Source organism: Gibbsiella dentisursi, assembly GCF_039539505.1.
In the GTDB taxonomy this organism is placed as follows: domain Bacteria; phylum Pseudomonadota; class Gammaproteobacteria; order Enterobacterales; family Enterobacteriaceae; genus Gibbsiella; species Gibbsiella quercinecans.
This window is the reverse complement of the sequence record NZ_BAABDG010000007.1, coordinates 539093-551579: the sequence shown is the minus strand read 5'-3', so window position 1 is coordinate 551579 and position 12487 is coordinate 539093. Positions and strand designations below refer to the sequence as shown.

At 57.4% G+C, this 12487-nt stretch carries 9 protein-coding genes; 3 read left to right on the top strand and 6 right to left on the bottom strand.

The genetic code is table 11. From position 1 onward, the window contains the following. Nucleotides 1-34: 34 nt before the first annotated feature. Nucleotides 35-1567: an exopolyphosphatase gene (gene ppx, locus ABFX35_RS16740; RefSeq protein WP_346082227.1), complete on the bottom strand. Its 1533-nt coding sequence runs from the start codon at nucleotides 1565-1567 to the stop codon at nucleotides 35-37. A gap of 10 nt (nucleotides 1568-1577) precedes the next feature. After that, nucleotides 1578-3641 (bottom strand): polyphosphate kinase 1, encoded by a 2064-nt coding sequence (gene ppk1 / locus ABFX35_RS16735; protein ID WP_346082226.1) that lies wholly within the window; start codon nucleotides 3639-3641, stop codon nucleotides 1578-1580. 370 nt (nucleotides 3642-4011) lie between these two features. On the opposite strand from ppk1, the gene ABFX35_RS16730 reads away from it, so the two are divergent. The 3 genes from ABFX35_RS16730 (at nucleotide 4012) to pstB (ending at nucleotide 8740) form a co-directional block, all read left to right on the top strand. Next, complete coding sequence (locus tag ABFX35_RS16730; protein WP_346082225.1) at nucleotides 4012-6183, top strand: ABC transporter permease subunit; 2172 nt, start codon at nucleotides 4012-4014, stop codon at nucleotides 6181-6183. Then, nucleotides 6180-7829, top strand: coding sequence for a phosphate ABC transporter permease PstA (gene pstA / locus ABFX35_RS16725; protein WP_346082224.1), 1650 nt, complete (start codon nucleotides 6180-6182; stop codon nucleotides 7827-7829). Before ABFX35_RS16730 ends, pstA begins: the two co-directional genes overlap by 4 nt. A gap of 98 nt (nucleotides 7830-7927) precedes the next feature. Beyond that, on the top strand, nucleotides 7928-8740 hold the full coding sequence (pstB, locus tag ABFX35_RS16720) for a phosphate ABC transporter ATP-binding protein PstB (protein ID WP_346082223.1): 813 nt from the start codon (nucleotides 7928-7930) through the stop codon (nucleotides 8738-8740). Here the strand turns inward: pstB and ABFX35_RS16715 are convergent. From ABFX35_RS16715 to purM, 4 genes are all read right to left on the bottom strand, one after another. After that, entirely contained in the window at nucleotides 8731-9270 is a 540-nt protein-coding gene (locus tag ABFX35_RS16715; protein WP_346082222.1) for a bactofilin family protein, read from the bottom strand. The genes pstB and ABFX35_RS16715 overlap by 10 nt on opposite strands. A gap of 803 nt (nucleotides 9271-10073) precedes the next feature. Continuing rightward, complete coding sequence (gene speG / locus ABFX35_RS16710; RefSeq protein WP_121553765.1) at nucleotides 10074-10619, bottom strand: spermidine N1-acetyltransferase; 546 nt, start codon at nucleotides 10617-10619, stop codon at nucleotides 10074-10076. Between the two features lie 111 nt (nucleotides 10620-10730). Next, nucleotides 10731-11372: a phosphoribosylglycinamide formyltransferase gene (purN, locus tag ABFX35_RS16705; RefSeq protein WP_095847754.1), complete on the bottom strand. Its 642-nt coding sequence runs from the start codon at nucleotides 11370-11372 to the stop codon at nucleotides 10731-10733. Next, nucleotides 11372-12409 (bottom strand): phosphoribosylformylglycinamidine cyclo-ligase, encoded by a 1038-nt coding sequence (purM, locus tag ABFX35_RS16700; protein ID WP_346082221.1) that lies wholly within the window; start codon nucleotides 12407-12409, stop codon nucleotides 11372-11374. Before purM ends, purN begins: the two co-directional genes overlap by 1 nt. Nucleotides 12410-12487: the final 78 nt, after the last annotated feature.

The window sequence follows — 12487 nt, the reverse complement described above, 5'->3', positions numbered from 1 at the left end:
CCGTTAGCGGGCCTGGCGGTTAACGCCGTGGGCGCTATTGCGTGCTATCTTCCTCAATCATCAGCTTCCAGCCGACCACGTCCTCCCAGTAGGCCTGTTCACGCTCAAAGTCCAACTGCACCAGGTTGTTCTGCGCCAGGTATCCGGCCGGGAAGATTAGGGTCCAATGGTTGTCATCGGTCTTCAGCCGCAGCGTTTCCGGCGTGGTGGTGGACTGGCGCTGGTTGTTGAGCAGCGTGCTCAGGCGCAGCAACTGCACCAGCGGCAGATAGTGTTTCTTCTTGAACAGGTTCAGCCGCGGCAGTTCATCAAGCTTGATCGCCTTGCGGTGGAAACGCACCAGCGTGGCCAACAGCAGTTGCTGTTCCTGATTGAAGCCCGGCAGGTTGGAGTTTTGCAAAATATAGGCGGAATGGCGGTGCATGCCGGAATGATTGATGCTCAGCCCCACCTCATGCAGCATGGCTGCCCATTTCAGCAGGGCTTCCAACTGCGGGTGCACCAGCTTGGTATTCTGCGCCATCCACTGGGAATACAGTAATTCGGTGGTATCCAGCACGCGGCGGGCTTGTTCACGGTCGATATTGTAATGGTCGGCCAGGCTTTTTGCGGTGCGGCTGCGGATGTCCTGATGGCGGAAGCGGCCTTCCATTTCATACAGCACGCCCTCACGCAATGCGCCGTCGGAAAGGCGCAGATCGTGGATCGCCAGGGCATCGAACACGCCGCACAGGATCGCCAGCCCCGGCACAAACACCGACTGGCGGTCTTCCGACAGTCCTGGCAGGCTCAATGCGCTGAAGTTTTTAAATTGCAGCACCTGTTCGGCCAGCATGTCCAGCCGATCCGGCGTGATCAGGCCGTCTTTTTCGCCCATCGCGACCAACACTTCATAGGCGGCCTTGATGGTGCCGGAGGCGCCAAGCGCATATTGCCAGCCCTGAATGCGGTACTGCCAGGCCAGCGTTTCCAGTTTCTGTGCGGCGGCCAGGCGCGCGCGTTTGAAATTGATCTTGCTGATTTCGCCGTTCGGGAAAAATTGCTGGGCAAAGCTGACGCAGCCCATGCGGCGGCTTTCCGCCTGCAACGGTTCAAAGTCTTCGCCAATCACCAGTTCGGTGGAGCCGCCGCCGATGTCGACCACCAGCTTGCGGCCTTTTTCCGGCTGGGTATGTTCCACACCCATAAAGATCAGGCGGGCTTCTTCCTGGCCGGAAATAATTTCGATCGGGTAGGGGATCACGCCGGCGGCCTGTTTGAGGAAACTTTCGGCGTTTACTGCCTGGCGCAGGGTATGGGTGCCGACAATGGTGACGTTCTCGGCCGGGAAGCCCTGCAGGCGCTCGGCGAACAGCGCCAGGCAGGCCAGGCCGCGCTCAATCGCTTCATCGCTGAGCACATTGTTGCTGTCCAGCCCATCAGCCAGATGTACCCGTTGTTTCAAACGGCCTAAAACCTGTAAAGCGCCGTTGACGACGCGGGCAATTACCATATGAAAACTGTTTGAGCCAAGATCGATGGCGGCAATTTCCTGCGGTTTGTTCGTAATGGTGTGGTTTAACGGCATAGTGGCTGGCCTACTGTTCTGGTTGTTCCAGTGCGTTTAAATAGTCATAAATGGCGACCTGTGAGCGCACCTTGCGGCGGTTGCCGCGCGGAACGTACGAGTTGCTCAGTTCTTTATCAAGATAGCGGGCTTTTACCGTATCGCTGAACAGGATCTCTAAAATATCTAATACGCGTTGTTTCAGCGTGGGATCCAGCAGCAATACTGCCACTTCAATACGATAGTCGATATTACGTGTCATCCAGTCGGCAGAGGAGAGATAAACTTTCTTGTCCCCTTTATTTTCAAATACGTAAACCCGATCGTGCTCCAGGTAACGGTCAACAATACTGATGACCTGAATATTTTCGCTCACGCCCGGCAGGTTGGGGATCAATGAGCACATGCCGCGCACCAACAGGCGGATTTTCACCCCGGCGTTAGAGGCGGCATACAGCCGATCCACCAGGCCTTTATCCACCAGGTTGTTGATCTTCAGCATGATGCCGGCCGGTTCGCCGGCTTTGGCGTTGGCGATTTCGTTGTCGATCAGTTCGTACAGTTTCAGGCGCGAGTTCTGCGGCGACACCATCAGGTAATCAAAGGAGACCGGCCGGTAAGGGTTTTCGATGAAGTTGAACACCCGGCGGACTTCGTTGGTGATGCGCGCGTCGGCGGTCAGCAGCGAATAGTCGGTGTAGATACGCGCGGTTTTTTCGTTGAAGTTACCGGTGCCGATATGAGCATAGCGTACAATTTCATCGCCTTCACGCCGGGAAATCAGGAACAGCTTGGCGTGGATTTTCAGCCCCGGCGCTGAGAAGATAACGTGCACGCCGGCTTCCGTCAGGCGTTTTGCCCAGTGGATATTGGCCTCTTCATCGAAACGCGCCTGCAGTTCTACCACCACAGTGACTTTCTTGCCGTTATGCGCGGCGTGGATCATCGCATCAATAATGCGCGAGTCTTTCGCGACGCGGTAAATATTGATTTTTATCGCCAGCACGCTGGGATCGAACGATGCCTGGCGCAGCAGTTCCAGCACATGTTCAAAGGTGTGATAAGGGTAGTAGAGCAGCACATCTTGCTCGCGAATGGCATCAAAGCCGTTACGGAACTTGTTGAACCAGATGTGCCGCAGGCGCGGCAGTGGCTTGTTGACCAGGTTGGCCTTGCCGACGTTGGGGAAGCCGATAAAGTCTTTGAAGTTATGGTAACGGCCACCGGCAATGACCGAATCATAGTTGGAGATGCCGAGTTTTTCGCGCAGCATCTCGACCATTTCCTTGGGCATATCGCGCTGGTAAACAAAACGCACTGGTTCGGCAGTCAGGCGCTGCTTCAGGCTTGATGACATCAGCTCCAGCAGGCTGGATTCCATCTCCGTTACCAGATCGTACTCCGCGTCACGCGTCATTTTCATGGAATAGGCGTTGAGCGTGTCGTAGTCAAAGAAGCCCTTGAATATTTCATCCAGGCAGTAACGCAGAATGTTATCCAGCAGGATCATGGGCTTGCGGCGGCGCGGCGATTCCGGCGGCAGATTGACAAACCGCGGTATCTTGTCGGCCGGGATTTCCAGCAGGGCGTAATCAATCTGTGTGCCGCGAATAATTTCGACCGCCAGATAGGTGTAATCGTCCTTCAGGAATTGCACCAGGTTGGTTTCGTGGTCCACCAGAATCGGCGTGATGTGCTGGCGCAGATGTTGTTTAAAGTATTGGCGCAGCCAGGTTTGTTGATTTTCCGACACCTGGCGCTCATTGATCAGGAATATCTGGTTCCGCGCCATTTCCAGCAACAGCTCATTATACAGGCTGTCGAATTCCTGATCGGTTCTGAGCACCTTGGCCTGGATTTTTTTTAGCAGATGGCGGGAGGCGCCGGCGGAACCCTGTTCCTCATTGATTAGAATACGCCGTTTGAGATCGGCAAAACGGACTTTGTAAAACTCATCAAGATTATTGGAGTAAATGCCAAGAAACCGCATGCGTTCAATCAGGGGGTTATTCTTATCAGCGGCTTCCTGTAAAACCCGTTCGTTAAAGGATAACCAACTTAATTCTTTTTCGATGTAGAGCTTTTCCTGACCCATTACCACTCCAGTTCAATCATTGGGAGAGTTTAGATGACGGCCCAGCGTGGCTGGATACCGCGTTAGACAGTGCCCGCCTGTTGCGCGGCCACGGTTAATCCGTGGCTATTCGCCGCGTTTTGGCGTTACTCTCCGCTGAGTTTGTGCGCCAGGGCGTTGCCGACCGCACAAATACCGCCAGTGGTGCTTACGCGCAATGGTGGGACATCACCTAGTGTCCTACAATATTATTGCGAGAGATTGACAGGAAAGTCCAACTTATCTACGACTTGGCGCTGAATGACTTTGTCATGCAAATGTCACAAAACTGACATAAGATGCCCGGTTATCTTATGGCATAAGCGTGATTAGGGAAGCAACGGCAAAAGACATGGTTCAAATGAAGGCAAAGCAACACCCCCGGGATCGTCTGCGTTCGCGCGTCGATTATGGCGTACAGGCGGCAGTGACGATCAGCGGTGGGTTGGTGCTGATGGTGTTGCTGCTCATTTTCGTCTATTTGCTGTTTGCCGTGTTTCCACTGTTCAAGCCGGCCACCATGGGCAAGGCGCAGCCGCTGGCGGTCGCCGGCCCGGCGCTGGCGCTGGGCATGGATGTGCAGCAGCGCATCGGTTACCGCATCGATCCAGACGGTAACGGCCGGTTTTATCGCATGAACCCCGAAGCGAGCGGTTCGGCCGGTGCATCACTATTGCCGCCGCAGCCTTTGCTCAACTCGCCGGCCTTGCTGGCACAGGCGGTGGGTGAGCGCGATCTTTTCGCGCTGGCGCAGGCGGACGGGCGCGTCGTCGTGGTTGCCGCTGATTTCGCCGCCGCCAACAGCGCCTTGCCGCAGTGGCGTTTCCCGCTGGGGGCGCGGCCGTGGGCGCTGGATCGGCGCGGGCATGCGCTCAAACTGCTGGCATTGGCCCAGGTTCGTGCCGGGCACTACCTGCTGGCGGCGGTGACTGACGATCGCCGTTTGCTGCTGGTGCGCTATACCCGCGACGGCGAACCGCAACTGAATGAAATCCCGCTTGAACACGATATTCAACAGCTGGTGCTGGCGCCGGACGGCAGCCAGCTTTACCTGCTGAGTGGCAACCAGTTGCTGCGTTATGCGCTTGCCGGCGCCCTGGCGCAGGCGAGCGAAACCCGCGATCTTGGCGCGCAGGCACCTTACCATCTGACGGCGCTGCCCGGCGGCAGCGCGCTGTTGATCCAGGGGGCGGACGGCAGCCTGCATGAATGGTTCGACGTGGAAAAGACCGGGCGCCGGCAACTGACGGCGGTGCAGCGCTTTGACTACCAGGCGCAGCCAGGGGCGATTACGGTGGCGGAACCCTACCGCCGGGTGTTCGCCACCTTGCAGCCTAACGGGGATTTTGCGCTGTTTACCGGCGCGCAGTCTCGGCCGTTGCTGACTGGCCGTGTACCGGCCGGCAGCCAGCGCATGGCCTTTGCGCCGCGTGGCGACGGCCTGCTGTTGGAAACCCCCGAAGGCTGGCAGCACTATCGCCTGAATAATCCTTACCCCGATGTCACTTGGCGTTCGCTGTGGCAGAAAGTCTGGTATGAAAACTATCCCCAGCCGGCCTATGTCTGGCAGTCCACCTCCGGCGAAGACAGCTATCAGGCCAAATTCAGCCTGGTGCCGATTATTTTCGGCACGCTCAAGGCGGCGGGCTACGCCATGCTGTTTGCCGTTCCGCTGGCGTTGGCCGGCGCGGTGTATACCGCTTACTTTATGTCGGTGCAGCTGCGCCGGGTGGTGAAACCGGCGATCGAAGTGATGGGCGCTTTGCCGACGGTGGTGATTGGTCTGGTCGCCGGTATCTGGCTGGCGCCGTTGATTGAGCATTACTTGTTGGCGGTGCTGGCGTTGCCGCTGCTGCTCACTGCGGCGGTGCTGCTGTGCAGCATCGTGGCGCAACGCATTACCCGTGGCCGTTTGCCGCCCGGTGGCGATTTGCTCTTGCTGCTGCCGGTGGTGGCGGGTTGTGTCTGGCTGGCGTTCAGCGCCGGGCCATGGCTGGAACAGCAGTTGTTCGGCGAGCCGATGCATTTCTGGCTGGGCGACGATTATGATCAGCGCAATGCACTGGTGGTCGGCGTGGCGATGGGCTTTGCGCTGGTGCCGGTTATTTTCTCGTTGGCGGAAGATGCGCTATTTAGCGTGCCCACGGTGCTGTGGCAGGGTTCGCTGGCGTTGGGCGCCACCCCGTGGCAAACGGTGACGCGTGTGGCGCTGCCGTGCGCCAGCGCCGGGATTTTCTCCGCATTCATGATTGGCTTTGGCCGCGCGGTGGGCGAAACCATGATCGTGCTGATGGCCACCGGCAATACGCCGATCATCGACGGCAGCTTGTTCCAGGGGCTGCGCGCCCTGGCGGCCAACATCGCGATTGAAATGCCGGAGGCCGTCGCCGGCAGCAGCCACTACCGCGTGCTGTTCCTGACCGCGCTGGTGCTGTTCATGTTCACTTTTGTGTTTAACACGCTGGCGGAAGCCATTCGTCTGCGGTTACGCAAGCGTTATACCGTCAATCAGGAGGCGCCATGAAGCGTTGGGCAAATTCTGGCGCGCCGTGGGTCTGGCTCAGTGCGGCATCGGTGGCGGTCAGCCTGCTGGCGTTAATCGGTATCCTGGCACTATTGGCCGGGCAGGGCATGCGCTATTTTTGGCCCAGCCCGGTGTACCAGTTTGAGCTAAACCAAAGCGCCGCCGGCCCGGTAACTGTGATCGGCGAGCTGTACCAACAGCAAAGCATTTCCCGCCGCCAACTGCAGGCGGCGGGTATCACCATGCCGGCTGGCGACGCACCGGCCTTTACCCGTTATTTGATTAAGGTCGGCAACCGCGAATCCAGCGGGCAGGATTTCCGCACGTTGCTGGCTGACGACGTGCGCCGGCAAACGGCGCCGCGCGATCTGATCGTGCTGGAGCGGAACAGCAACGGTACCGCCTACGGCTATTTGGTGGGCTTGCTGGAGGATGGCCAACCGCTTACCGGGCGGGATCTGGGCCACACGCTGATGCAGCGTTTGCCGCAGATCGCCGCACTGTCGCGCCAGGCGTACGATATCCAGTTCCGCGCGATGGCGCAGGTCAATCAGCATTTTGAATCCCTGCGCCTGCGTGAGAAAAGCCTGGCGGCTAAAAACGCCCTGGACGCTGGGGCGCAGGCCGCGATCAAAGCCGAGCGGACAGAATTGCAGCGCCAGTACCGGCAGTTGGCGGATGCGCTGGAAGGGTTAAACCGCGATCGTTATCGCGATGCGCTGCAACTGCGCGATATGTCCGGCCAGATTCATACCATCCCGCTGATTCAGGTGCGGGATGCCTGGTATCCGAATACCATGAGCTTTGGGCAGAAAGTGGCCCACTGGGCGGCGCAGGTGAAGAAATTCCTGACTGACAGCCCGCGCGAAGCCAACACCGAAGGCGGCGTATTTCCCGCCATCTTTGGCACGGTGCTGATGGTGATCCTGATGTCGATCGTGGTGATGCCGTTCGGCGTTATCGCCGCGGTGTACCTGCATGAGTACGCCGGGAATAACCTGCTGACGCGCTTGATTCGCATCTCGGTGGTGAACCTAGCCGGGGTGCCTTCCATCGTGTACGGCGTGTTCGGCCTGGGCTTTTTTGTTTATATGATCGGCGGCAGCATCGACCAGTTGTTTTATGCGGAATCTTTGCCGAACCCGACCTTCGGCACGCCGGGCGTGCTGTGGGCCGCGCTGACGCTGGCGCTGTTGACGCTGCCGGTGGTGATTGTCGCCACCGAAGAGGGGCTATCGCGTATACCGGTGGCGTTGCGCCAGGGATCGTTGGCGCTGGGCGCCAGCCGGGCGGAAACGTTGTGGCACATTGTGCTGCCGATGGCCGCGCCGGCCATGATGACCGGCCTAATCCTGGCGGTGGCGCGCGCCGCGGGGGAAACCGCGCCGCTGATGCTGGTGGGGGTGGTGAAATCGGTGCCGGTACTGCCGGTGGACGGTATTTTCCCCTATCTGCACCTGGAGCGGAAGTTCATGCACTTGAGCTTCCAGATTTATGATATGGCGTTTCAGAGCCCGAGCGTTGAAGCCGCGCGGCCGTTGGTGTTCGCCACCGCCTTCTTGCTGGTGGTGATTGTGGTGGGGCTGAACCTGGCCGCGATGGGGATTCGCCATTCGCTGCGGGAAAAATACCGGGCATGGGGATAAGCCGTGCTCCGTAATGAGGGCGTGAGCCGCGGTTACGTCTAGGATCGCCAGAGGCGCTATAGCCGGGTAATAATGACCACTTTTTTGGGGAACGTGTAATGGGTTTTGTGACGCTGGGCAGTTTGCCGCGCCTGAATGTACAGCAACTTAGCGACGAGCAAACGGCGCTGGCCGTGAATAACCTGAGTTTGTTCTACGGCGATAAGCAGGTGCTGCATGACATTTCACTGCGGATCCCGAAATACCGGGTTACCGCGCTGATCGGCCCTTCCGGCTGCGGCAAATCCACGCTGTTGCGCTGTTTTAATCGCATGAACGATCTGGTGGAACACTGCCGTATCGAAGGGGAGCTTCGGCTCCATGACGAGAATATTGCTAGCCCGCAGGCCGACGTTACCGCGCTGCGCCGTCGGGTAGGCATGGTGTTCCAGCGGCCCAACCCGTTTCCCAAATCGATTTATGAAAATGTGGTGTACGGCCTGCGGCTGCAAGGTATCCGCGATCGGCGCGTCCTGGACGAAGCTATGGAGCGTTCGCTGCGGGCTGCGGCGCTGTGGCATGAGGTGAAAGATCGCCTGCGCGAGAACGCGTTTCGCCTCTCCAGCGGCCAGCAGCAGCGGCTGGTGATCGCCCGTGCGATCGCCATCGAGCCGGAAGTGCTGCTGCTTGACGAGCCGACATCGGCGCTTGATCCTATTTCAACCCTGACGATTGAAGAGCTGATTTCGGCGTTGAAACAGCGCTACAGCGTGGTGCTGGTGACCCATAATATGCAGCAGGCGGCGCGCGTGTCTGACTACACCGCCTTTATTCATCAGGGCCGCCTGGTGGAATACAGCGACACCGACAGTATTTTCACTTCGCCGCGCCAGCGCCAGACCGAGGATTACATCACCGGGCGCTACGGCTGAAGCGCCGGGCTGGCGGCCGGTTCCGGCTGGCTCTGCCCCCCGGTTTTGCCGGCGGCGCCTTTCGGCGGTGCAGCTGGTTTAGCCGGCGCTTGTTGCGCGAGCTGCGATTGGCCGATAAATTTCCCGCCTTTCTCAATCGAAAAATCATCGCTGAAAATTTCCCCATGAACGCTGCCTTTCGCCTGGATAATCAGCGTAGCGGCGTGGCATTGCCCTTCGACAGTGCCATTGATGGTGATGTGCTTGGCGCGGATTTCCCCGGTAACCAGGCCGCTATGCTCAATGCGCACCTGGTGTGAACAGTGGATTTTGCCCTCTATTTTACCTTCGACAATAATATTGCCTTGGCCTTCCAGCGTGCCGGTTAGCTTCATGCCCTGTGATATAGCGGTGTCCTTGGTGGTTTTTACGCCGCTTGCGGCCAGCGGCGTTTCTGGCTCCGGCAGCAGTATGCCTGGGTTTTCTGGTGGTTTTACTTCGGCAGGCAGCGTTTTTTCCGTGCTGTTTTTCTGCTTGTTGAATATTTGCATAATTCTCTTCCTTGTTGTTTTAAACGCGAGGTGAACCAATAACAATACGTGGATTGAAACAGCAATGATGATCGCCGCCTGTGGGGGGAGCGCCGCCAGAATAAGCCGGGTTGACCAGACAAAAATCAAAGAACTCCATGAGATCCAGACATACCATAATATATTGTAATTATACATGTTGTTTGGGTGAGCTAACGTTAATTGGGCCGCGGTTGCCGCCAATATGGTTATTTCTCTGTGCAGAGAGTGACGGCATCATACCTGTTAATGAGAATTAATTCATTAGCGGCAGTTTTAATTTTTTCTAGTGATACATTCCCGTTTTTTTATTTGTTTTAATTATTTATCAAGTGTTTGTTGATGATGGTTTTTTATATTCATCGTTATTGTCTGAAACTGGTTTTCCCTTATATTGCTTGAGGTTTCAGTAATGGATGATGTTGAATGTTTAAATATGTTTGAAAAACTAAAATCAGCTTAGAAAGTATGCATTATTTTTCCTGTTTATACCCAAAATAATTCGAGTTGCAGGACAAAAATGCAAAAGCGTTTTTGAACAGCGCTAGCGCTGGCTCCGAAGGGGTGAGGCCCAGGGATGGGCCGAGTAATAAAGCCAACACACCTGCAACTTGACGGATGAGGGGGATATCACTCGCCACGCGTATATTCCGGGCTGTTGCCACAGCGGATCGAAACCGGCCCACCACACCGTCTATCAGGCGCTTTGTGATGTTTGGCGATTGAGCAGATCGCCCAATCTGGGCCGAGTGTCCTTCAAGTGATCTGCTATTTGGTGAAGTTATTTATTTGCCCAGGCCAGCCGGGGGTTTAAATTTCTTCAGATACTGTGGCTGGAAGATGCACATGCGCAGCACCGTGCGGTATTCACCGTTGACGAAGAATTCATCCAGCAGTTCGCCCTCAACCTCAAACCCCAGCTTGCTGTAGATATGGATCGCCTTGGGGTTCTCCTTATCGACGATCAGGTAAAGCTTGTACAGGTTCAGCACCGAGAAGCCGTATTCCATCGCCAGTTTGGCGGCGGTGCTGGCATAACCTTTGCCCTGGTGGGCCGGATCGATAATGATCTGGAACTCGGCGCGGCGGTGGATGTGGTTAATTTCAACCAGCTCTACCAGCCCCACCTTGGCGCCCTCATGCTCAATGATAAAGCGGCGCTCGCTCTGATCGTGAATATGTTTGTCGTACAGATCGGAAAGTTCAACGAAGGCTTCATAAGGCTCTTCAAACCAGTAGCGCATGACGCTGGCGTTGTTGTCCATCTGGTGAACAAATGCTAAATCATCCCGTTCCAGTGGGCGCAATCTAACGTGGCTGGTGCTGGACATGCTGGCTCCTCTTGGCTGTTATACGGGCAAGTATACCCGTGGCGCGATTATTCTGGCGAAAAAAAACGGCACCGTTACGGGTGCCGTTGAGGGAGAATTTAGGTTTTGGGGCTACTCATCGGCCGCATAGCCTTGCGCCGGCAACAGCTGGCCATCAAGCCAGGCGCCGCCGTTGCGCATCTCCAGGCGCCCGTCGATAAACCAGCTTACCACCAGCGGATAGAGCGTGTGCTCCTGGGTTTGCACCCGTTCCAGCACCTCTTCCTCTGTATCGCCGGGGAAGATAGGCACTTTGGCCTGTAACACCACCGGGCCGCCGTCGAGCTGTTCAGTGACAAAGTGCACGGAGGTACCGTGCTCACTGTCGCCGTTGTCGATAGCCTGACGGTGAGTATTCAGGCCAGGGTATTTGGGCAGCAGGGAAGGGTGGATGTTCAGCATGCGCCCGGCATAGTGCTGCACGAACGGCGCACTGAGGATGCGCATGTAGCCGGCCAGCACCACCAGATCCGGCTGGTAGCCGTCGATAGCGTCTGCCAGCGCGGCGTCGAACGCGGCGCGATCGGCAAAGGCGCCGTTATCCAGCGCCTGGGTGGCAATGCCGGCTTCACTGGCGCGCTGCAGGCCGTAAGCCTGCGCCTTGTTGCTGAACACCGCGACGATCTCGGCGGCGATGCGCCCCTGCTGGCAGGCGTCAATCAGCGCCTGGAGATTGCTCCCCTGGCCGGAGATTAACACCACGATCTTTTTCATTACGCGATAACCACGCGCTGTTCATCAGCAGCAGCGGCCAGTTTACCGATCTGCCAGGCCTTTTCACCTGCGGCGTTCAACCGTGCGATGGCGGCATCAGCTTCGGCCTGCGGCAAGGCGATGACCATACCGACGCCACAGTTGAAGGTGCGGTACATTTCGTGGCGGCTGACGTTGCCGGCCTGTTGCAGCCAGTTGAACACCGCCGGCCACTGCCAGCTTGATTCATCGATCACCGCCTGTACGCCTTCCGGCAGCACGCGTGGGATATTTTCCCAGAAACCGCCGCCGGTCAGGTGGGCGATAGCATGGATCTCGTGATTGGCGATCAGTTCCAGCACCGATTTCACGTAGATTTTGGTTGGCGCCAGCAGGTGATCGGCCAGCGGCTTGCCTTCGAGCTGAACCCCGGTGGGATCGGTGTTGCTGAACTCAAGAATTTTGCGTACCAGCGAGTAGCCGTTTGAATGCGGGCCGGAAGCGCCCAGGGCGATCAGCACGTCGCCAGGCTGAACTTTGCTGCCGTCGATGATTTCTGATTTTTCCACCACGCCAACGCAAAAGCCCGCCACGTCGTAGTCTTCGCCGTGATACATGCCCGGCATTTCAGCGGTTTCGCCGCCCACCAGGGCGCAGCCGGACTGTTTGCAGCCTTCGGCAATGCCGCTGATGACGCTGGCCGCGGTATCGACATCCAGCTTGCCGGTGGCGTAGTAATCCAGGAAGAACAGCGGCTCTGCGCCTTGCACCACCAGATCGTTAACGCACATGGCCACCAAATCGATACCGATGGTGTCGTGGCGTTTCAGATCCATCGCCAGACGCAGCTTGGTGCCTACGCCGTCGGTACCGGAGACCAGCACCGGTTCTCGGTATTTTTGCGGCAACGCACACAGGGCGCCAAAACCGCCCAGCCCACCCATCACTTCCGGGCGGCGGGTCTGTTTTACTACACCTTTGATGCGGTCTACCAATGCGTTGCCGGCATCGATATCCACGCCTGCGTCTTTATAGCTGAGAGAGGTTTTGTCGGTCACTGCGCGATCCCCACGGCGGTTTGCTGTTTGAAAACTGTGCTTCCGGCGTTGATACCGGAAAATGCGCGGCAATTCTAA

Bases quoted from the DNA above. Each gene is read 5' to 3' on its own strand.
- ppx (WP_346082227.1), bottom strand. From the start codon at position 1,567: ATGCCGTTAAACCACACCATTACGAACAAACCGCAGGAAATTGCCGCC.
- ppk1 (WP_346082226.1), bottom strand. From the start codon at position 3,641: ATGGGTCAGGAAAAGCTCTACATCGAAAAAGAATTAAGTTGGTTATCC.
- pstB (WP_346082223.1), top strand. From the start codon at position 7,928: ATGGGTTTTGTGACGCTGGGCAGTTTGCCGCGCCTGAATGTACAGCAA.
- pstA (WP_346082224.1), top strand. From the start codon at position 6,180: ATGAAGCGTTGGGCAAATTCTGGCGCGCCGTGGGTCTGGCTCAGTGCG.
- speG (WP_121553765.1), bottom strand. From the start codon at position 10,619: ATGTCCAGCACCAGCCACGTTAGATTGCGCCCACTGGAACGGGATGAT.
- purN (WP_095847754.1), bottom strand. From the start codon at position 11,372: ATGAAAAAGATCGTGGTGTTAATCTCCGGCCAGGGGAGCAATCTCCAG.
- ABFX35_RS16730 (WP_346082225.1), top strand. From the start codon at position 4,012: ATGGTTCAAATGAAGGCAAAGCAACACCCCCGGGATCGTCTGCGTTCG.
- ABFX35_RS16715 (WP_346082222.1), bottom strand. From the start codon at position 9,270: ATGCAAATATTCAACAAGCAGAAAAACAGCACGGAAAAAACGCTGCCT.